Below are 21,846 nucleotides of genomic sequence, written 5' to 3' on the forward strand. Positions count from 1 at the left end.
GGGATAGGACGGCGTTATTGCGTTGTCGGGGGCGGCATTTCGGGCTTGGTCGCAGCCTACCGACTGCGCACACTGGCCGGCCCGGACGCCGACATCACCGTGTTCGATCCGGCCGACCGGCTCGGCGGCATCCTGCGCACCGAACGGATCGCGGGCCAGTCGATGGACATCGGGGCCGAGGCATTCGTCGTGCGTCGCCCGGAAGTGCCTGCGCTGTTGGCCGAACTGGGATTGGCCGGCCGCCAGATCAGCACTACCGGAGTCCGCCCGACGATCTACAGCCAGGGTCGCCTGCATCCGCTGCCGCCCGACACCGTCAACGGCATCCCGACGTCCGCGGCGTCGGTGGCCGGACTGGTCGACGACGCCACGATCGCGCAGATAGCCGCCGAACCCAGCCGCCCGATGCACTGGCGGGTCGGCGCCGACCCTGCCGTCGGCGCCGTGGTCGCCGACCGGTTCGGCGAACAGGTCGTCGCCCGCTCGGTGGACCCGATGCTGTCCGGTGTCTATGCCGGTTCGGCGGCCACCATCGGCATCCGCTCTGCGGTGCCGACGCTGGCCGCCGCACTCGATGCGGGGGCCGGCAGCCTGACCGAGGCCGGCCGGCGCGCGCTGCCGGGCAGCACGCGTGGCCCGGTGTTCGGCGCGATCGACGGTGGCTACCAGGTGCTGCTGGACGTGCTGGTGACACGCAGCCGGCTGCACTGGGTGCAGGCGTCGATACAGCACATCGCGCCCGACGGGACGGGCTGGAACCTGTGCGATGACGAGGGCAAGTACTGGCGTGCCGACGGCGTGATCGTGGCCGTGCCGGCCCCGCGGCTGGCGCCGCTGGTGGCCGAGGTCGCGCCCGACGCGGCCGCGGCGGCCGAGCGGATTCCGGTCGCCTCCGCGGCGGTGCTCGCACTGGCGGTCCCCGGCGGTACGCCACTGCCCGCGCAGTCCGGCGTGCTGGTCGCCAGCGGAGAACCCTTGCACGCCAAAGCGATAACGCTGTCCACCCGCAAGTGGGGGACGCGCGGCAACGCCGAATTGCTGCGGTTGTCGTTCGGGCGGTTCGGTGATGACATCGCGCGAAAGACCTCCGACACCGACCTACAGTCCTGGGCACTGGCCGATGTGTCGACGGTGTTCGGCATCGCGGTGGATCCGGTGGATGTCCGGGTGCACCGCTGGTTGGACGCGATGCCGCAGTATGCGCCCGGCCACCGCGAGCTGGCCGCCGCACTGCGGGCCGGGCTGCCACCCACCCTGGCGATCGCGGGCAACTACCTGGACGGCATCGGGGTGCCCGCATGTGTAGGGGTGGCCGGGCGGGCAGCCGAGGGTGTGGTGGCGGCCACCAGCCGCCGATAGCCGGACCCGTGCGTGGCACGATGGTGGCTATGGCCAAACTGGACTTCGACGAGCTCAACGCCACGATCCGCTACGTGATGTTCTCGACCTTTGCGGCGGAACCGGGCGAGTTGGGCTTCGACGAAGAGACCCGCGCCGCCGTCGTCGACGAGACCGCGACCTTCCTCAAACAACAGGAGGACAACGGCGTCGTGGTGCGCGGCATCTACGACGTCGCCGGCCTGCGCGCCGACGCAGACTTCATGTTCTGGACGCACGCTGAGCGGATCGAGTCCCTGCAGGCGACCTACAACGACTTCCGCCGGACCACCACGCTGGGCCGGGCCGTGACCCCGGTGTGGAGCGCGGTCGCGCTGCACCGGCCTGCGGAATTCAACAAGAGCCACATCCCGGCCTTCCTGGCGGGCGAGGAGCCGGGCAATTACGTCTGCGTCTATCCGTTCGTCCGGTCGTTGGACTGGTATCTGCTGCCCGACGAGGATCGCCGCAAGATGCTGGCCGACCACGGTATGGCCGCCCGCAGCTACAAGGACGTGCGCGCCAACACCGTACCTGCCTTCGCGCTCGGCGATTACGAATGGATTCTGGCGTTCGAAGCCCCGGAGCTGTACCGCATTGTCGACCTGATGCGTGACCTGCGGGCCACCGAAGCCCGTCGGCATGTGCGCGAGGAGACTCCGTTCTTCACCGGTCCGCGAATCGGCGTCGAAGAACTGGTCGCCAAGCTCCCGTAGCAAACGGGCCTGTGAAGCCCCTTGTGGGCGCCCCTCGTTCGCTACGATTGCGGCACCGTGAGTTCTCGCACGGCCGACACGATGGGGGCCCGCGTGACAGGGCTGAGAGCGAAGCAGGCCATAGCGTTGGTCGTCGCCCTTGTCGCGGGCGTCGTGATCATCGGGACCGTGCTGGTTCTCGGCGGCTGGTCTGACACGTCCGCACTGTCGCAGTTCACGAACACCGACAACCTCATGATGGCGCTGGCGGCACTGGCCACCGGTGCCGCAGCCAGTACGGCGCGAACGGGCCGTGGCCGGGTGCGGGGCGCCTGGATCGCCGTCGCGATCGGGCTCGGTTGCTTCACGTTCGGCGCCGCTCTCTGGCGCTACTACCAGGTCGCCGGCTATGAGCACCCGTACCCGTCGGCGGCCGATGCGGCGTATCTGGTCTTGCCGATTGCCACCGCCGTCGCCCTGCTGTTGCTGTCGTCCGGGCTCACTCGCACGTCTCGGACGCGGCTGATCCTCGACGGGCTGATCGTGGCCGGGTCGTTCACCATCGTCGGCTGGGCCGCAGTGCTCGACGAGCTGTGGAGCTCGGCGCCGGTGAACCGGCTGCAGGTGGCGGTTTCGATCAGCTACCCGGTGTTGGATGCCGCCGTCCTGACCATCGGCGTCCTCGTGGTGGCCCGTGCCCAACGGGGTCAGCGCCGAACGCCGGTGCTGCTGACGCTTGCCATGTTGGGTATCGCGATAGCCGACGGTGTGTTCGTCTATCTGACCGCGACGCACCGCCAAACGGGCACGCAGGTGCTGGATGTCGGATGGCTGGTGGGGCTGTCGCTGTTCATCGCCGCGGCCATCACCGGACGCGGCTTCGCGCACCGGGGAGCCGTTGCAGCGCAGACTGTTTCGTGGACATCGGTGTGGTTGCCGTTCGTCCCCGTGCTGCTGGCCAGCGCGGCGATATTCACCGAGACGCCGGAACAGATCAAGGACGGGCCCATCCCGGTGATCGGGATCGTGCTGCTGCTGGCGTTCAGTGGCCGCCAGTTGCTGGTGATGAGCGAGAACCGCAGTCTGCTCGCCACAGTCGCCGAGCAGGCCCTGCGCGATCCGCTGACCGGGGTCGGCAACCGCATCGTGTTCCGCGATCGACTGAACCACGCCATGCAGATGCGTCAGCGCGATGGTTTGTCGGTCGGAGTCCTGGTCATGGACCTCGACGACTTCAAGGTGGTCAACGACACCCTCGGTCACCCGGTCGGTGATGAACTGCTCAGCCTGGTCGCCGAGCGAATCGTCGGAAGCGTTCGGGCCGGCGACACCGTGGCGCGCCTGGGTGGTGACGAGTTCGCGGTCCTGATCGAGGGCCGGGTGGACAATTCGCAGCTGGTCGCCCACCGGGTGGTCGAGGCCTTCGATGAGCCGTTCATCGTTGACGGTCAGGATCTGCTGATCCGGCCCAGCGCCGGTCTGGCGGTCGCCGAGCGGGACGAGCCCGATCTGCTCGCCGAGGATCTGCTCAAACGTGCCGATATCGCCATGTATTCGGCGAAGCGGTCGCGTACCGGCGGCGTGCACTTGTTCAACGCGGAGATGCTGCTGGCCGAATCGCCCGACGGGGATCTTTTCACCAGCCGACCGATGCCGACGATCAGCAGTGGGGCCGGCACCATCCGGCTGTTGGGCGAGCTGCGCCAGGCCATCGATCAGTTCGAACTGACGCTGGTGTACCAGCCGAAGTTCGACCTGAACACCGCGGTGATCGTAGGGGTGGAGGCGCTGGTGCGCTGGCCCCATCCGAAGCGAGGGCTGCTGGGACCCGACGAGTTCCTTCCGCTCGTCCGCCGGTACGGGCTGATGGGGTCGATCACCGACCTGGTGGTCAATCAGGCTCTCGACGCCGTCGTGCGCTGGCGCGCAGAGTCTCTCGAAGTTCCCATCGCGGTGAACATGTTCGCGCCGTCCATGGCCGACCTGCGGCTGCCCGGCAAGATGGCCAAGGCGCTGGCCGACCGCCAGCTGAGCCCCGCCCAGCTGACGGTCGAGATCACCGAGGACCTCTTCCTGGACAACATGGAGCGCACCAAGACGGTGCTGGATCAGTTGCAGGAGCATGGAATCCGGATCGCCATCGACGATTTCGGCAGCGGTTACTCCGCGCTGTCCTACATGCGCGACCTGACCGTCGACGAGGTCAAACTGGACAAGAACTTCATCGCCCCGATTCCCGCCGACCAGCGGGCGTCCGCCGTGGTGCGAGCTGTGCTCAACCTGGCCAATGAACTGGGCCTGACAACGGTCGCCGAGGGGATCGAATCTGCCACCACCGCCGACTGGCTCCGTGAGCACGGCTGTCACGTCGGGCAGGGTTTCTACTTCAGCACGCCCTTGACGGCCGACGAACTGCGCGACGTGTTGACGAAGTGCCGGCGCGACCGATCCCGCAGGCCGCTGGGCTGCTCGCCTCGGGACGGTGCGCGCCGTTGGACGGAATCCGATGTTCCACAAATCGACCTGATCCGCTAGTTATACTTTCGCGGCCGTCGATCACCACGTGGCGGCTTCCGGGAAGGGGGCTCGAAATGCCCAGAACTTCTCATGCCGCCATTGGTGCGACCGCCATCTTCGTTGCGTTTCTGCTTCTGATCCTGGGTGATTGGTCGATCGGTCCGTCGCTGTCGCTGATCGATGATCTGATCTTCGTCGCGCTGACGATTCCTGCGGTCGTCTTCTCCGTTGTGACAGCACGCGCGGCCCACGGGCGTTTGCGGCTGGCGTGGCTGTCGATGGCTGTCGGGTTACTGGGCTGGGGGATCGGGGAAGCGCTCTGGGCGTACTACGAAGTTCATCTGAACGAGGTGCCGTTCCCCTCCATCGCCGATGCCGCATACCTGGTCTTCCCGGTCGGCGCCTGCGCGGCGCTGCTGCTGTTCCCGCTCGGCCACACCATCCAGTCACGGTGGCGGTTGTTTCTGGACGGGGTCATCGTCGCGATATCGCTGTTCTTGGTGAGTTGGGTGACCATTTTGGCACCGCTCTACCACTCCGGCGACTCGGATCGACTGGGATTCATTGTCTCCCTGGCGTATCCGATCTCCGATCTGGTGATCTTCACAGTTGCCGGGGTGGTGCTGGTGCGGGTGAGCGGTGAGTATCGATTGTCGTTGACTCTGTTGACCTTGGGATTGGCTTGTTTTGCGTTGTCCGACAGTGCTTTTGTGTATCTGACGGCCAAAGGCGAATATGTGTCCGGGAATGTCATCGACATCGGTTGGGCGGCTGGTCTTCTCCTGATCGGTGTGGCCGCGGTCGCAGGCCGCCAGGGCGCGCCCGAGGAGGGTACTGCGTTGGCCCTGCCGGGCTGGGCATCGGTGTGGCTGCCCTTCGCCCCACTGCTGTTGGCGGGACTGGTCCTGGCCGCCAAACCCGCACCGCTGCTGGAGTCCCGGGTGGTGCTTGTGGTCACGGGTCTTCTGGTGGTGACCGTTATCGCGCGCCAGTACCTGGCGGTCGGCGAGAACCGACGACTGGTGGCCACGGTTGTCGACCAGGCGCTGCACGACGCGCTGACCGGGCTGGCCAATCGCGCTCTGTTCAACGAACGGCTGGCGCACGCGATGAGAATGTTCGAGCACAACGGGATTCCGCTTGCCGTCGTGGCCGTGGACCTCAACGACTTCAAACTCGTCAACGACAACCTTGGTCATCTGGTTGGCGACGATCTGCTGGTCGGGGTCGCGCATCGGCTGCTCAACTGTGTCCGCGCCGGCGACACGGTCGCCCGCCTCGGCGGGGACGAGTTCGCGGTGCTGGTCGAAGGCGGTGCCGAGGCGGCAGAAGGCGTCGGTCTGCGCATCGTCGAAGCGTTCGAGGAACCGTTCCTGCTCAGCGGGCACGAGTTACTGATCCGCCCGAGTGTCGGGCTCGCCGTCGCGGAGACCGACGAGCCGCACCTGTCCGCCGAGCAATTGCTCAAGCGCGCTGACGCCGCGATGTACTCGGCCAAGCGGTTGCGGGCGCGCGGTGTGCAGACGTATTCCCCGGAGATGCAAGTGCTCTCCGACACCGAGGACAAGAGATTGTTCGGCGCGCCCGCGCCACAGCCCGGTTTGGGGCCGGCCGAGGCGATCCAGCTTCTCGGCAAGCTGCGGGTTGCCATCGACAATGCCGAACTCACCCTTGTCTATCAGCCGAAGTTCGACCTGCGAACCGGCGAGATGGTCGGTGCCGAGGCGCTGTTGCGGTGGCCGCAGGCTGACGGCAGTGTGCTGGCGCCGGAGCAGTTCCTGCCGCTGGTCCGCCGGCACGGCCTGATGGGTTCGGTCACCCAATTGGTGATCGGCAGAGCGCTCGACGACGCGCTGGCCTGGCACCGCGCCGGGGCCGAGGTACCGGTGGCCGTCAACCTGTTCGCTCCATCGGTGGCCAACATCGGTCTGCCCGCTACGATCGCGCAGGCGCTGGCCGACCACGGTCTGCGCCCGTCCGCATTGACGGTGGAGATCACCGAGGAGTTGTTCCTCGACAGCACGGAGCGCACGCGTGCTGTGCTGGAGCAGTTGCGGCACAACGGGATTCGTATCGCGATCGATGACTTCGGCAGCGGCTATTCCGCGCTGTCCTATCTGCGCGACCTGCCGATCGACGAGGTGAAGCTGGACCGCACCTTCATCGCCTCGATCGTGACCGACCAGCGGGCGGCGGCGGTCGTGCGGGCGGTGGTCGACCTCGCGCACGTGCTGGGTCTGACGGTCGTGGTGGAGGGTGTCGAGGACGAGCCGACGGCAGCGCTGGTGAGTCAACTCGGGTGCGACATCGGCCAGGGCTTCTATTACGGCATGCCTCTTCCGCCGGACGAGTTGCTGAGGTCATTCAAGACTGCCGTTTCCGGTTCTCAGCTCGGGCCAGGTTGCTAACCTAACGCTGCTGTAAAAGGCACTGGGCTCTGTGCATTCATGGCTGCCAGGGTCGCAGTGAGGGGGTGGTATGCGAAACGGGCGCGCTGCCGTCTTCATTGCTGCTGCGGGTGCTGCGATTGCCATGTGGCTCATCGGCGACTGGGTGCCGTCCGCAGCGCTCAACCGGATCAACAACGCACTTTTCCTCACCGCGCCGTGGCTGGCCGCAGGCAGCGTCGCGTGGGCCGCCCGAAAATCATCGGGACGGCAACGGGCCGCGTGGCTGTGCTTGTTGGTCGGCGTCGTCGGGTGGGCTGTCGGTGCCGCCTCGGTCATCTATTTCGAAGCGCTTCTCACCGGCCGTGTGCTGTCGAGCAGCCAAACCTGGCCATTCGTCCTGTTTCCGCTCGGGTGCGGTGCCGCGCTGCTGCTGTTTCCCACCGGTCTGACGAAGCGATACCTGGGCCGGTTCATCCTCGACGGCGTGATCGTGGCGGGGTCGTTCTTCCTGATGTTCTGGCTCCTGGTGATGGACCAGGCCTACAAGGTCAGCGGAGGTGAGCAGCTCGTCCAATTCCTGCCCGCCATCTTCGCCGCCCTGGAGATCGCGGTGCTCACCCTGGCATTGCTGCTGATGTTCCGGGGCCCGCCCGAGCTCCGTGGCACGTTGGCGCTGCTGACCGCCGGACTGCTGTGCGTGATCTTGTCCGACAGCGTGTACACCTATATTTCGATCAAGCACGCGTATGAGCACGGAACCCTCGTGGATACCGGTTGGATCGCCGGGATGCTGCTCATCACCGTCGCCGCGCTCACTGCACGCCAGCCCACGACACCGGTCCCCAAGGCGCGAACGGAATCGGCGTGGGCCTCGGTGTGGTTGCCCGGGATCACCACGATCATGGTGATCGTGGCGGCGACGACCGAACCCATGGAGGACCTGACCGCCCGGCCGGTGATGGTGCTCGGCGCGTGTCTGGCCCTGGCGATCTTCACCCGTCAGTTCCTGGCGATCAGCGACAATCAGCGGCTGCTCGCCCAGATGGCCGATCAGGCGTTGCGAGATCCACTCACCGGGGTGGCCAATTACACCGCGTTCAACGACCGGCTGGGCGAGGTGATGGAACGCCGGGAGCGCGACCGGGCACCGGTAGCGCTGATGGTGTTGGACCTCAACGATTTCAAGCTCGTCAACGACAGCTACGGTCACCCCGCTGGCGACCGGTTGCTGATGTTGGTGGCGGACCGGATCACCCGCGCCGTGCGCCCGGGTGACGCGGTGGCGCGCCTCGGTGGCGATGAGTTCGCCGTCGTCATGACCGGACCGGTCGAGGAGTCCGAGCGAGCGGGTGGGCGGGTCGTGGACGCCTTCGCCGCGCCGTTCGTGGTCGACGGGCATGAACTGGCGATCAGGCCGAGCGCCGGGCTGGCGCTGGCCAAGTCCGACGATCCGGGGCTGAACGCCGAAACACTGCTGAAACAGGCTGACACCGCAATGTATTCGGCGAAGTGGGCGGGTTCGGGCGGGGTGCACGTCTTCACCCGCGAGATGGCCTCGACGCGCGTGGATCGGGAGTTGTTCCGCACCACCGACGTACCCGAACGCAGCGGATCAGCGGTGCTGGCGCTGCTGAGCGAACTCCGGCACGCGGTCAACCGCGGCGAGCTGACGCTGGTGTATCAACCGCAATTCCGGTTGCAGACGGGGGATTTGGTCGGGTTCGAGGCACTGGTGCGTTGGCCCCAGCCGGACGGCAGCGTGCTCATGCCGATGGACTTCCTGCCGATGGTTCGGCGCAACGGGATGATGGACGAGGTGACCGACCTCGTGCTCGCGAAGGCCTGCGCGGACTGCGCTCAGTGGCGGGCGGGCGGGATCGACGCCTCGGTCGCGGTCAACCTGTTCGCCCCGTTGCTGGCCGACGCGACGGTGCCGGGCCGTGCCGCCGCCGCGCTGTCGGCAAGCGGCCTGGCGCCGGCCAGCCTCACGGTCGAGATCACCGAGCACCTGGTTCTGGGCGATCTCGAACAGACCCGGAAAGTGCTGCATCAGTTGCGGGATCAGCAGATTCGGGTGGCCATCGACGACTTCGGCACCGGGTATTCGACTCTGTCGTATCTACGTGATCTGCCGAACGACGAGGTGAAGCTGGACCGCTACTTCGTCGCGCCGGTGCTGACCGATCCCACCGCGGCGGCCGTCGTGGTGGCCGTGGTCAACCTCGCGCACACCCTCGGGATGACCACGGTCGCCGAAGGCGTCGAGAACGCGCAGACCGCGGCGTGGCTGCAGCAGCACGGATGCGATATCGGGCAGGGCTACTTCTACGGCGCGCCCATCGGATTCGACACCGTGCTGGACCGCTTCGCGCCGCGGCCGCCGGTTACTCCTCGGACGGCACCAGCTTCAGCGAAATTGAATTGATGCAGTAGCGCTGATCGGTCGGCGTCGGATAGCCCTCGCCGCTGAAGACGTGACCTAGGTGGCTGTGGCAGTTCGCGCACAGCACCTCCACCCGGTGCATGCCCAGGGTGTCGTCGGGACGCAGGATGACGGCGTCGGAGTGTGACGGGTCGAAAAACGACGGCCAGCCACAATGAGACTCGAATTTTTCAGTGCTGCGGAACAATTCGGTGCCGCACGCCCGGCAGACGTAGACGCCTTCGGTCTTGGTGTCGGTGTACTCGCCGGTGAAGGGACGCTCGGTGCCGGCCTCGCGGAGAACGGCGTACTCGGCCGGGTTCAGCCGCTTGCGCCACTCGTCGTCGGTCAGTTCGAGCTTGGGGGCTGGAATCGAACTCATGGCTTCACGTTACCGTGGCGCCAGCCGGTCGGCGGGTTCGCGCATCCACGGCGGATCGATGCCGTCGGCCAGCCGGTTGTCGGCCTTGGCGTCGGCGTAGCGGTAATAGAGCACACAGAAGATCACCACCAGCATCAGCGACCAGCCGTAGGTGATCTTCATGTACTCCAGGAAGCGCCCCGTCGTCGGCCAGCGCCACATCAGCCAGCGATCCATGGTCAAGAACCCGTAGGTGGCCAGCCACGCCGGCCAGTTGCGCACCACCGAGTTCGGCAGCACGACGGTCATCAGGAACGGGAACAGCATCATCGAGTAGTAGCCCTGGGCCAACGACAGCACCAGCCATGACGCGATCAACAGCACACCCGAGGACGTCAGCATCCAGAACAGCGGGTCGCGGTGCTTGTAGTAGCGGTGCAACAGCCACAGGCTGGCCACGGCCAGAGCCAGGAATATCACCCGCAGCGCCAGGATCAGCCACGTCGGCAGGCCGTAGTACACGCCGTTGCCCAGCACCGAGCTGTTGAAGTAGTCACGGGTGGAGAAGATGTACGGCAGGGTGCGCTGCACGAAGTTCATCGGGTCGGCAACCAGGGGCCAGGCCGCCAGGTTGAACACCACCGGCACGATGATCGCGGCGATCACCGCGCGCCACTGCCGGTTGAGCAGCGGCAGCAGCAGCAGCACCCCGAGCACCGGTTTGACCACCAGGGACAGCCCGATCACCACGCCTGCCCACCACTGGTGGCTGACCTTGCCGTCGAGCAGCCAGCGGAAGAACAGCACCTCGCACAGCAGGATGCAGCCGTTGATGTTGGTGAACACCAGGGTGTTGGTCACCGACTCGGTGCAGAACATGGCCAGCAGCAGCGCGGGCAGCGCCACCGACGAGAGCGGGAACTTGAACAGCCGGACCAACAGGCACGCGGCGATGATCATGGCCACGGTGTTGAAGAACACGAACCAGTTGTGCGAGGCGAAGACCGGCATATAGCCGAACGGGGCCATCAGCAGTGTGCCGCCGGGCGGATAGAGGTAGTGCGGGTCGACGTGGTCGAAGTGCTCGTTGTAGATGTCCAAGCCGCGACGGAAGTTGGAGACCGCCCGGTAGACCGGGCCGAAGTCATCGGTGATGTAGCCGTTGGACGACAGCACATAGCTGCGGTGAATGATCGACATGATCGCGATGGGCCACAGCACCGAACGCAGGATCGTCGCCGCGTCGGGCGGGCTCGTCCGAGGGCGAAACGCGGCCAGCAGGCCGGATCGCGATGAGTCAGCTAGCGCCACGGACGCACCGTACACCGGCCGGATGCGTCAGATGCTCAGGCGGGGCAGTAGGTGTCGGTCGGAGGCATGTTGCCGCTGTCCAGATAGCTCATCATGGGCGGCAGCGCGCAGGCCGTGTAGATGCTGGCGCCGTGCCCGATCCCCTGCCACATCACCCGCTTGCTGGCCGCGCCGGCGTTGATGATGGTGGCCGCGGACGCGGGCACACCCTGGTTGCCGGCGATCGGATCGCTCTGCACCCCCAGCAGCAGCGCGTTGACCTTCAAGTCCTTGGGCTCCTTGGGCGCCGCGCCGCTGGGCCAATTAAGGCACTTCACCAGGCCCAGCGCACCGACCGCTCCGAACTGTGGATACAGCTTGCCCCACTGCACGACCAGTTCACGCACCCGGTCCGGTGTCGGGCGGTTCAGCGCGTCGCTGCACGAGTTGATGAATTGGCCGTCGCTGTCACGCATCGCCTCGGCCCGATTGATCAGGCTGTTCAACTGGTTGGCGTCACCGCCGCGGGCCGCGGCGAGGACGTTGGCCAGGCTGACGGTGCTGCCGACCCGGTCACCGCTGGGAAAGCCCAGCCCGGTGACGATCGCGTTGGCCAGCACCGCCACCGACACCCCGCCCGGTCCGCGGCCGGCGCGGGCGGCGGCGAGCATCGAGTCGACGGCGCCCTTCGGATCGGGTCCGAGCGCGCAGCTGACGGCCACGCACTGCTGGGCGAATGCATCGAGGGCGGCCTGCTGTCCCTTGACCTGTTCTTCGGCTGCGGCTTCGGCATTGACGCCGGGCGGCACGGGGGAGTCGAGCACCAGCCGGGCCACCTTGTCGGGGTGGGAGCCTGCGTAGGCCAGGGCGATCTGCGCCCCGTTGCCGACACCGATCAGCGCCAGGGCCGGCACATCCCAGGTGCTGCGCAGTCGCTCGAGATCCTCGGCGGCGCGGGCGTTGTCGTAGGCCGAGTCGCCCGGGGCGATGGTGTCGGTGCAGCTCGTCGTCGCGGTCATGGTGATCGCGCCGAGGTTGGCCACGGGGTCGTCACCGGACTCGAACTGGGCCTGGTCGCGCATCTCCTGGCGGTCGAACGAATCGCGGCAATCCACCGGGCTGGACATGCCGATGCCGCGGCGGTCCACCGACACGACGGGATGGCTCTTGAGGACGTCGGCGCCCGATCGCGACAGCCACACCGGCAGCTGCATCGATGACGGGATGTCGGTACCGGTGGTGAACACCAGCGGGCCCGCGTCGGGCGGGGTCTGCACCGAGCGCGCGCGCACCACCCCGATGCTCACGGTGCCGGTGGCTCCGGCGATCGGGTCGAGGTCGGCGTCGTAATTGGCGCACTCCAGGACCACACCGGGCGCGGGCGGGGCCCCGGCGTCTCCGAAGACCTTCGAGGTGCAGTCCTTCCAGCTCAGGTCGTTCTTGGGTACCGCGATGGCCGGTGGTCCGCCGGCTGGTTTGGTGGTCGCCGGGCCTGACGGATTGTGCGCATGGTCGCTGGCGAACTGGGGGTTTGCGGCCAGCCACGGGGCACATCCGGTCAGCAGAGCCGTCAACGCCGCGGTGCCGAGGCTGACCGCGGCGCAGACCCGACGATCGCGCATGCCCACCACCCTAGCGACACCACCGGCCGGGATAGCTCAGCCGACGCGCGTATACCGCCCGTACAGATAGCCGTCGGCATCGGACACCAGGTGCGCGCGGCGCATCGCGGTCAGCACGTGGCCGGAGCCCGCCGCGATCCTCGGTGCGTCGCCGCCGACCAGCACGGGCGCGGTGGTCAGACACAGCTCGTCGAGCAGGCCGTGGTCGACGAAGGTGCCCATGAGGGTGGGTCCGCCTTCGCACAGCACCCGACGCAGCCCGCGCTCGGCCAGCGCGACCAGCGCGACAGCCGGGTCCACCTCGGCCGGTTCGTCGCCCGAGCAGGCGATCACCTCGGCCGCGCCGCCCAGCCGGGAGCTGGTGTCCGCTGCGACGTCGGCGGAGGTGAGTATCAGCGGTGTCACCTCGGTTCGGGTGAGAACGGGCCAGTCGTTGTCGACTCGTCCGGAGCGGGTCACCAACGCGATCGGGGGGACCTCGCTCTGGCCGCGCCGCTGCCGGTTGCCGCGCTGCGCGACCGTCATCTGTGCGCCGGAGTAGTTCTCGGCGTGCGCGGTGCCGGCGCCGACGACGATGACGTCGGCCAGCTCGCGCAATACCCGAAACAACCGCCGGTCACCCCGGCCACCCAGTCCGCCGGACGTGCCGTCGGTCGCGGCGCCGCCGTCGAGGCTGGTGATCATGTTGCCGCGAACCACGCAGCGGGCAAGGTCCGCGGGGTGGGCATAGAGGTCGTAGAGCCGGTCGTCATCAACGACGCCCACGGGGGCCCCATCAATCAGTGTGAAGTACGTCCCATCCGGGTCGTCGCGGCTCGGGTCGGCCATACAGGAGATTGCAGCACGGCGGGCAGGAGCGAAGCGACCCGGGGAGTGGCACGGCGGGCAGGAGCGAAGCGACCCGGGGAGTGGCACGGCGGGCAGGAGCGAAGCGACCCGGGGACCGACCCGGCCGATAGGGTTCGTGTCATGGACCGCCTCGTCGACCGGCACCCGACCGTGTCCCCGGAGCGGCTCGTCGCCCAACTCGTGCCGCCACCAACCTTCGCCGGCGTCAGCTTCGCGACCTACCGGCCCGACCCGGCCGAGCCAACCCAGGCCGCCGCGGTCGATGCCTGCCGGGCGTTCTGCGAGGAGGCCGAGCGAAGGCGCGCGGGGAAGAAGAAACTGTTCGGCAGGCGGGAGACCTTGCCTGGCACCGGTATTTATCTCGACGGGGGGTTCGGCGTCGGCAAGACCCATCTGCTGGCGTCGTCGTATCGGCAACTGCCCGACCGGGTCGAGCACCCCAAGGCGTTCGCCACCTTCGGTGAGCTGACCCAGCTCGCCGGGGTCTTCGGGTTCGTCGAGTGCATCGACCTGCTGTCCGAGAACATGGTGGTCTGCATCGACGAGTTCGAACTCGACGACCCGGGCAACACCACCTTGATCTCGCGCCTGCTGTCCCAGCTCGTCGAACGCGGGGTCTCGATCGCGGCGACATCCAACACGCTGCCCGAGCAACTGGGCGAGGGGCGCTTCGCCGCCCAGGACTTCCTGCGTGAAATAAACACGCTGGCAAGCATTTTCACTACCGTTCGGATCGAGGGCCCGGATTACCGGCACCGCAGCCTACCGCCGGCGCCGCAGCCGCTGTCCGATGGGGCGGTGTCCGCCAAGGCGGCCGAGATGCCCGGCGCGACCCTGGACGACTTCGACGCGCTGTGCGCGCACCTGGCGACCATGCACCCGTCGCGCTATCTCACGCTGGTCGAAGGGGTGTCGTCGGTGTACATCACCGGTGTACACCCGATCGACGACCAGAATGTGGCGCTGCGGCTGGTGGCGCTGACCGACCGCCTCTATGACGCCGGCATCCCGGTGGTGGCCTCCGGCGCGAAACTCGACACCATCTTCTCCGAGGAGATGCTCGCCGGCGGCTACCGCAAGAAGTACCTGCGGGCGACGTCGCGGCTGCTCGCGCTGACCAGCCCCGGTGGTCTGTAGCTCAGACGTCTCGATCGGATGCCGACCGGATGTCGGCGAGCTCGCCGAGACCACTGACCATCAGGACCCGCATCAGTATCGGGTTGGCGATGATCTGCAGGGACTCCGCGTGGGGGACAAGGACATTGATCGCCGCGCTGTCCAGATACTCCACGGCGCTGAGGTCGACCGTGATGCCGTCGCTGCCATTGCCCGCTCCGGCGTTGAGTGCTTCTGCGAAGTCGGCGACGTTACTGGCGTCGATCTCACCTGCGGCGAGCACGACGGGCTGCCCGTCGGCTGCTCGCTCGATGCGAATGGTCAGCGGTGTACTCATCGGCGGATCCGCGTGGACAGGCGGACGACGGTGCCGGTGGCGTCGGGGAGGATCGCGACATCCTCCATCAAAGCCTCCATGATCTGGATGCCCCGGCCCCGGTGGGTGTAGCCGGTCTGCTTGGGTTTCCAGGAGCCGGCGTCGGTGATCGTCAGGCGCAGCAGGTCGACCTCGGACGTGGCCTTCAAAGTGATTGTGCCGCCGTCGGTGTGGCGGTAGCCGTGCTCAATGGCATTGGTGACTGCCTCGCCGGCGGCGACAAGCACGTCCTGGGCTTGGTCGTGATCGATCCCGGCTGCGGTCAGCCAGTCGCGCAGGGCGGCGCGGGCTGGGGCCAGATGCATGGCATCGGCCGGGATGGTCACTTCCAGTGGCTTGGGATGTCGGTAGATCAACAAGGCGACGTCATCCTGGTATCCGCCTGGTGGTGCCAGGCTCGTCATTATCTGGTCGGCCAACGGATCGAGGTCCAAGGCACTGTCATCGCGAACGACGTTGGTAGCCTCCTCGATTCCGTCATCGAGCGAGCGGCGCCTGCGCTCGATGAGGCCGTCGGTGTACAGCAAAAGGGTGCCTTGTGCGGGTATCGTCACCACTTCCTGAGGGCGTTCTCGATCCGGTCGGATACCCAGCGCGAGGGAGTGTCCACCCTCGAGCAAGGTGGTGCTGCCGTCTGCGCACACCAGGATCGGCGGCGGATGTCCGGCGCTGGAATACACGAGCTCCCCGGTCTCCGGATCCAGGACCGCGCAGAATGCGGTGGTGGACTGTGCGCCGGGCAGCCGGGCGGCAAATCGGTCCAGTCCTGCCAATGCTGCTGCAGGACTGGATCTTTCGAGCAACAGTGCGCGGCAGGCGCTGCGCAATTGTCCCATCACCGTTGCCGCGGTCAGGTCGTGACCCACGCAGTCGCCGACAACCAGTGCGATCCGGCCGTCGTCGAGTGCGATCACGTCATACCAGTCGCCGCCCACCTGCAGCGGGTGCGACGCGGGCTGGTACCGCACCGCGAATCCGGCAGGCAGGTTTGCCGGCCCCAAGATCGAATGCTGCAGTGCCAGAGCGGTTTCACGCTGTTGGTCCACCTGGTGGACCCGCTGCAGGCCCTGCCCGAGGCGGCCGGCAAGCACCGTCAGCAACGTCATGTCCTCGGGTGTGAACGGTCGTTCTGCGGGAAGTTCGATCCAGACCACCAGAACGCCGCGCGGGTGTTGCAGCGCGATGCCGGCGCTCCCGGCAATGCTGACGTCGGGGGTGAGCAGATCGCCACTACTGCCAAGGGCGGTGATTCGCTCCCGCACGGGTGCCGGGAGGGCATCCCACTGTGCATCGTCCGCGTCACCCGCGAATTCCGGACGGACAGCGTCAGCTGCGCTGTCTCGCACGGGGAAGATCGCGGCCAGCACGCGCTGTGCCGACCACTGCCCACGTATCTGCTCCAGTGCCCCGTGCAGCGCATCGTCTACGGCATCAGCTTGTGCCAGTTGCTGATTCAGTGTGGCCAGCGCGGTCTGGCGTTGCACTGTGTAGTGCTCGGCCGTGACGTCGCGGAACGTGCCGACCATGACGCCGCGGCCGGTCTCGGGGTCTTGGGCGTGGGCGATGTTCGCGGTGATCCACACCCGGTGCCCGTCGCGGTGGTTCACCGGAACGGTGTAACTGCCGTGCGGGCGCTCCGGGATGCTCGAAAACGCGTCGACGATCTGCCGGTGCGCTTCGGGCTGGGTGTCGGCGTTCGGCCACCACGGATGCTCCGGCGCGTACGGCAGATCCTCGGGACCGAAGCCGAGGATGTCGGTGAAGGCCTTGTTGATCTCGATGACGGCGCCGACCTCATCGCAGACGAAGAACGCTTCCTGCAGTGACTCCACCAACGCGGTGCGCCAACGGGTGTGGTGATTGCGCAACCGGGACAGCTCGATGTTGGCCCGAACGCGCGCCAGCAGTTCGGCGGCGACGAACGGCTTCACCAGGTAGTCGTCGGCTCCGGCCTGCAGACCTTCGATGGACGCCTCCTGGCCGGCTCGGGCCGACAACAACAGCACCGGTACACCGACGGTGTGCGGATCAGTCCGCAGCGCGGCCACCAGTGCCAGCCCGTCGAGGCGGGGCATCATCACGTCGCTGACAACCAGGTCGGGCCGTTCAGCGCGGATTCGGCTCAGAGCTTGTTGGCCGTCGGACACCGCGTCGACGCGATACCCGGCGCCGCGCAGCAGTCGGACGAGGTATTCGCGCATGTCGGCGTTGTCGTCGGCGACCAGCACGCGGCGCGGCGCAATGGCGGCGGGCGGCGTGTCCGGCACGGCGGACAGGTCACCGTCCTCGCTATCAGGCAGCCAGCGCAGCGCCTCCTGCACGTAGGGTTCGGCGATGCCGGAGGTCGTTCGGCCCGTCGTGGCCGGGCTGAGCGCCTCGGCGGGCAGATGGCCGGCTCCTATCGGCAACCGAATGGTGAACGTGGTGCCGACATCCTCGATGCTGTCGGCGGTGATGCTGCCGCCATGCAGGCCCACAAGCTCCTTCACCAGAGCCAGTCCGATGCCGCTGCCCTCCGTGGACCGCGCGCGAGCACTTTCGATCCGGTGAAACCGTTCGAACAGCCGGGGCATTTCGTCGGCCGGCACTCCGATACCGGTGTCGGCGACGGTCACCAGAGCTTCGTCGCCCTGGCGGGTGACCCGTACCGTGATCGACCCGGCGAAGGTGTATTTCAACGCGTTGGACAGCAGGTTGAGAACGACCTTTTCCCACATGTCGCGGTCCAGGTACACCGGATCGTCCAGGGGCTGACAATCCACGATCAATTCCAGGTCGGCACGGTCGATGGCCGAGCGGAACACGCTGGCCAGTTCGGCGGTCACCTGGGCCAGATCGGCCGGCTCGTAGTGCGCCTGCACCCGGTTGGCCTCGATCCGGGAGAAGTCCAGCAGGGTGTTGACAAGTTTGGCCAGCCGCAGGCCATTGCGGTGGATGGCATCAAGCTCTCGCTGTGCGCGCTCGTCGAGAGTCGGCGCATGCGCGCGCAACTCCGCCACGGGACCGAGGATGAGGGTGATCGGGGTGCGGAACTCGTGGCTGATGTTGGAGAAGAACGTGGTCTTGGCGCGGTCCAGCTCGGCGAGTTCGTCAGCCCGCCGCTGCTGCTCGCTGTAGCTGCGGGCGCTGGACACCCCGGTGGCGATGTGGCCGGCGACCAGGTTGATGAAGCCGCGGTACTCCTCGTCGAGGGGCCGATATCGGTTCAGTGCTGCGACCAGGAGCCCCGACGGCGTACCACCCTGAGCCAGCAGCGGCGTGACCAGAGCTTGCTTCGGCGGCTCCTGCCATGCCCCGGTCGGCAGATCGGTGAACGGTTCTCCGGAAAGGTCGATCACTACCGATCTTCCGTTGGCGGGTTCGTCGACGGGCCAGAGCGACGAACCGTCGGCAGAGAGCACCGCCGGCGCGGCGGGATGATCGGGTGCGATGCCGCTGACTCCGGCCAGCCGCGCGTCGCCCTCCTCGTCGAACAGGTAGGTGAGGCTGAAAGGCAGGTCGCGCGGGTTGTCGGCGAGCTGGCGGGCCGCGAACGCCAGCATCTCGTGCTCGGTGCGCACCACCGACGGATCCGAACCGAGATGACGCAATGTGGCCATCCGGCGTTCGCCGATCACCCGGTCGGTTTCCTCGGTGACCACGCAGAGCATGCCGATGACGTGCCCGGAGTCGTCGCGCAGCGCACTGTAGGAGAACGTGTGATACGTCTCCTCGGGATAGCCCGACCGCTCCAGGAACAACAGAAGGCCCTGGTCCCACGTCGCCTCGCCGGTGGTCAGTACCCGCTCGATGCGCGGGCCGATGTCTCCCCAGATCTCGGCCCACACCTCGCGGGCGGGCCGGCCGAGTGCCCACGGGTATTTCCGGCCCAGGGTGTCGCGCCGGTAGGCGTCGTTGCAGAAGAATGTCAGGTCGGAGCCCCACGCCATCCACATGGGGAAACGGGACGACAGCAGGATGCTGACGGCGGTCCGAAGGCTCTGCGGCCAGTCCTCGCCGGGGCCAAGCGGCGTCGACGCCCAGTCAACAAGGGCCAGATCGTCACCGACGTGATCGTCGGGGCCGGAGGCTGATCCAACGTCCACCAAACGTCCTTTCGGCTAGATCCGGCCTGGTGTGATCAGCCAACGGGGTTCACCTTACGGCCCCGTTGCTAAACCAGCGGCTCACTCGGTGAAGTGCGAGCCCGTGGCGCGACATTACAACGGGCGCACCATGACATAGTCGTGTTCGGTGTGTGTTCCCATGGTGAAGGTCTTGGTGCCGGCGACGGCGAACCCGTGTTTGCCGTAGAACCGTTGCGCCCGACGGTTTTTCTGGTTCACACCTAACCAGACGCAGCGAGCCCCGGCGCGGACCGCGCGCTCCACCGCCGCATCCATCAGCGCCGCAGCCACTCCCGAGCCATGGCCCTCGGCCAGCACGTACAGCTTGGAGAGTTCGACCGCGGGCCGCAGTGTCACCGCCAGCGCGACGTCGGCGTCAGTGCCGACACCGTCGATCAGCATCGCGTAGCCGACCATTCGGCCGTCGGCCCGGGCGGCGAGCACGGTGCGTGACGGATCGGTCAGGTAGTCGGCGAAGCGCTCCCGTGACAGATTGGCGGCGACGAAGGCCGCGATCTCACCGGGCGGGGAGGTGGGCGGACACGCGAGGGGGAAGGTGGCGGCGGCGAGTTCGGCGAGCTCGGCGACGTCGACGGTCTCGGCGAGCTCGGCGACGTCAAAGCTGTTGGTGGCGGCCGGGTTCACACGTTCCACTGGGCGAGGTGCTCACCGGTGTGCGGATTGATCAGGACCACGGTCGACACCAGATCGCGGTAACAGTCCCAGAACACCCGGCCGCCGACCGTGGAGCCTTGCGGTGCATTCTGCAACGCGTATTGCAGCGCGTCAGACGCGTCGGAATTCCGGGGTAGGTAGGCGTCGCCGGTCTGGGTGATGCCACGGAAGGCGAACGTCGTCGCGAGCACGGACGGGCTGGGCACCGTGACCGGTCGCACCACCACGGTGCCGGCGTAGATCTGGAAGCGTGGCGAGTGCGGCGGGTAGCCGAATCCCGGCGGAACGTCGGAGGGCTGGATATCGGTGACGGTGACGTCGGCGACGATCCCGTTGGTCTGCACCCGCAGGGTGTCGCCGAGACGCCCGATCGGGGCGTCGACCGCCAGAGCCGGGGCGGGGGCCCCCACCGCCAGGAGGGCCAATACGACCAGCCCCACGGACAACAGAGAACGCACGAGTTCCTCCTCACCCCCACAGAAATGATGGCACACACATTCCGGAGTCGGCGGTGTGCTGTGCGTTTGGCCGCCTTTGCAACGGGTGCGTCCCGGCAGCGCGAACGCCTCGATCAGAAGGGCTCAGAACCACCTGGTCACCGTCGACGGGGGATCGCCCGGCTGACCTCGCCGAGTCAGCCGAGCATGACGGCCGCGGTCACCGAGGCACCGAACACCACGGCGGGGCCCGCCATCCCGGCCAGAAACCCGAGGCCGAAACGTCGGCCGCCCGCGGTGAAGGCCAGCGCGATCTTGACGAGCAGATTGGACCCGAGTGCGGCGGTGACCGCGATCAACGCGGTGTCGACGGTGATATCGCCTTTGGCGGCAAGACTTGCCGCCGCGACCGAGCCGGCGTGTGCGTCGGCAAGGCCCGCCGCGAACGCGGCCAGCACGGCGCCCTGAGGCCCCAATACGTCAGCGCCCCAGCGTCCAACCAGCAGGGCGACGGTCAAGACTGCGGTCAGTATGAGGGCGGGTCGCAGTGCGAACGGCCTTGGGGGCGGCTTGGATTCGGCGTCGGCGGTGTCGGCGTCGTCGGCGGTGTCGCCGGCGGGCGCGGGGTCACGCCGCTGACTCTTGCTTGCACTCCGGTAGACCGCGAGTGCGACGCCGAAAAGGACGACAGCTGCCGCGGTCACCGGCAACCACAGCCTGCGTAACACGTCGACGTCCACCACAGCGATCACCAGAAGGAGCTGTACGAAGGTGGCGCCGCTGGCCAACAGCGCGCCCGCCAGCGGCGCGCGCAAGCCGGCCGAGGTGCGGGCGGCGCGACCCATCGACGCCGTCGTCGCGCTGGCCGAGACGAAACCACCGGCCAAGCCGGTGATGAGCAGGCCACGCCGGGGGCCCAGTGCCCGCACACCGATATAGCCCACCCAGCCGATGCCCGTGAGCAACACGACCAACAGCCAGACCTTCGCCGGGTTGAGGACGCCGTAGGGACCGATCTGCCGATCGGGCAACATCGGCAGGATCACGAAAGCCACCACGAAGAACTTGATCGCGTCCTCGACCTCGATTTCGCTGACGATTTCGCGGGCGAAGCGGTGAATGCGCGACTTCGACACCAACAGCACCGTCACGATCACGGCGAGGGCAACGGCCAGTGCGGGCCGGGTGTAGGCGAGCGCACCGAGCAGATAGGCCACCATGGCCGCGATCTCGGTGGTGGTGCCCGGGTCGTCCCGGCTCGAGCGGAGGTAGGCCAGCGCCAAAAGCGCACCGACGGCCAGCATTCCCGCCACCAGCGTCCACGCGTTGAAGCTGGCCGCCACGGCGCCGACGAGCGACAGCAGCGCGAACGACCGCGAACCGGCCGGCAATCGGCGGATGTGACTACGCTCCCGTTCGAAGCCGAGCAACAGGCCGATGGCCAACGCCACCAGGAATGGCTCGATCTGCTGTAGGTCCACCGCTCTCCTCGACCGTCGTCCCGCCATCGTGACGACGTGAGCATCGCGCGGTAAGAGGCCAAAGTCATTTTCATTGAGCGCTGAAAGAAGCCGTGTTCGGCGGCGATGTGCCTCTCCGCGTGGCACTCTCGG

At 67.4% G+C, this 21,846-nt stretch carries 15 protein-coding genes; 6 read left to right on the plus strand and 9 right to left on the minus strand.

Annotated features, from left to right (window positions below):
- Window positions 1-3 precede the first annotated feature (3 nt).
- The 5 genes from AB431_RS12015 to AB431_RS12035 all read left to right on the plus strand — a co-directional run bounded on the left by AB431_RS12015 (window position 4) and on the right by AB431_RS12035 (window position 9,404).
- A complete protein-coding gene (locus AB431_RS12015; RefSeq protein WP_047333337.1) occupies window positions 4-1,359 on the plus strand; it encodes a protoporphyrinogen oxidase in 1,356 nt (451 codons plus the stop codon).
- 29 nt (window positions 1,360-1,388) lie between these two features.
- The gene (gene hemQ, locus AB431_RS12020; protein WP_047330116.1) at window positions 1,389-2,093 is read left to right on the plus strand and encodes a hydrogen peroxide-dependent heme synthase; all 705 of its coding nucleotides are present in this window, start codon (window positions 1,389-1,391) and stop codon (window positions 2,091-2,093) included.
- Between the two features lie 57 nt (window positions 2,094-2,150).
- A complete protein-coding gene (locus AB431_RS12025) occupies window positions 2,151-4,607 on the plus strand; it encodes a bifunctional diguanylate cyclase/phosphodiesterase (RefSeq protein WP_144418239.1) in 2,457 nt (818 codons plus the stop codon).
- A 56-nt stretch (window positions 4,608-4,663) separates the two neighbouring features.
- Window positions 4,664-6,997 (plus strand): bifunctional diguanylate cyclase/phosphodiesterase, encoded by a 2,334-nt coding sequence (locus AB431_RS12030; RefSeq protein WP_047330117.1) that lies wholly within the window; start codon window positions 4,664-4,666, stop codon window positions 6,995-6,997.
- Between the two features lie 70 nt (window positions 6,998-7,067).
- Window positions 7,068-9,404 (plus strand): bifunctional diguanylate cyclase/phosphodiesterase, encoded by a 2,337-nt coding sequence (locus AB431_RS12035; protein WP_047330118.1) that lies wholly within the window; start codon window positions 7,068-7,070, stop codon window positions 9,402-9,404.
- Here the strand turns inward: AB431_RS12035 and msrB are convergent.
- Genes msrB through AB431_RS12055 form a run of 4 tightly spaced genes read right to left on the minus strand, consistent with a single transcriptional unit; the run spans window position 9,364 to window position 13,502 of the window.
- Window positions 9,364-9,774: a peptide-methionine (R)-S-oxide reductase MsrB gene (gene msrB, locus AB431_RS12040; protein ID WP_047333339.1), complete on the minus strand. Its 411-nt coding sequence runs from the start codon at window positions 9,772-9,774 to the stop codon at window positions 9,364-9,366. The genes AB431_RS12035 and msrB overlap by 41 nt on opposite strands.
- A gap of 18 nt (window positions 9,775-9,792) precedes the next feature.
- Complete coding sequence (gene aftC / locus AB431_RS12045) at window positions 9,793-11,088, minus strand: arabinofuranan 3-O-arabinosyltransferase (RefSeq protein WP_047330119.1); 1,296 nt, start codon at window positions 11,086-11,088, stop codon at window positions 9,793-9,795.
- Window positions 11,089-11,108: 20 nt separating this feature from the next.
- Window positions 11,109-12,674 (minus strand): alpha/beta fold hydrolase, encoded by a 1,566-nt coding sequence (locus AB431_RS12050; protein WP_047333340.1) that lies wholly within the window; start codon window positions 12,672-12,674, stop codon window positions 11,109-11,111.
- A gap of 36 nt (window positions 12,675-12,710) precedes the next feature.
- The gene (locus AB431_RS12055) at window positions 12,711-13,502 is read right to left on the minus strand and encodes a pyrimidine reductase family protein (RefSeq protein ID WP_047330120.1); all 792 of its coding nucleotides are present in this window, start codon (window positions 13,500-13,502) and stop codon (window positions 12,711-12,713) included.
- Between the two features lie 141 nt (window positions 13,503-13,643).
- Here AB431_RS12055 and zapE point away from each other — a divergent pair, with 141 nt between their 5' ends.
- Entirely contained in the window at window positions 13,644-14,660 is a 1,017-nt protein-coding gene (zapE, locus tag AB431_RS12060) for a cell division protein ZapE (protein ID WP_047330121.1), read from the plus strand.
- A gap of 1 nt (window position 14,661) precedes the next feature.
- Here zapE and AB431_RS12065 read toward each other — a convergent pair whose 3' ends face one another.
- The 5 genes from AB431_RS12065 to AB431_RS12085 all read right to left on the minus strand — a co-directional run bounded on the left by AB431_RS12065 (window position 14,662) and on the right by AB431_RS12085 (window position 21,714).
- A complete protein-coding gene (locus AB431_RS12065) occupies window positions 14,662-14,976 on the minus strand; it encodes an STAS domain-containing protein (protein ID WP_047330122.1) in 315 nt (104 codons plus the stop codon).
- Window positions 14,973-19,100, minus strand: a complete 4,128-nt coding sequence (locus AB431_RS12070) for a SpoIIE family protein phosphatase (protein ID WP_047330123.1) — start codon at window positions 19,098-19,100, stop codon at window positions 14,973-14,975. Before AB431_RS12070 ends, AB431_RS12065 begins: the two co-directional genes overlap by 4 nt.
- Before the next feature lie 114 nt (window positions 19,101-19,214).
- On the minus strand, window positions 19,215-19,775 hold the full coding sequence (locus tag AB431_RS12075; protein WP_369803019.1) for a GNAT family N-acetyltransferase: 561 nt from the start codon (window positions 19,773-19,775) through the stop codon (window positions 19,215-19,217).
- Window positions 19,763-20,254, minus strand: coding sequence for a hypothetical protein (locus tag AB431_RS12080; protein WP_047330125.1), 492 nt, complete (start codon window positions 20,252-20,254; stop codon window positions 19,763-19,765). The genes AB431_RS12075 and AB431_RS12080 overlap by 13 nt, the downstream gene beginning before the upstream one ends.
- 176 nt (window positions 20,255-20,430) lie before the next feature.
- Complete coding sequence (locus tag AB431_RS12085; RefSeq protein ID WP_047330126.1) at window positions 20,431-21,714, minus strand: DUF4010 domain-containing protein; 1,284 nt, start codon at window positions 21,712-21,714, stop codon at window positions 20,431-20,433.
- Window positions 21,715-21,846: the final 132 nt, after the last annotated feature.

Origin of the sequence: Mycobacterium sp. EPa45 (assembly GCF_001021385.1) — a bacterium.
Classification (GTDB): domain Bacteria; phylum Actinomycetota; class Actinomycetes; order Mycobacteriales; family Mycobacteriaceae; genus Mycobacterium.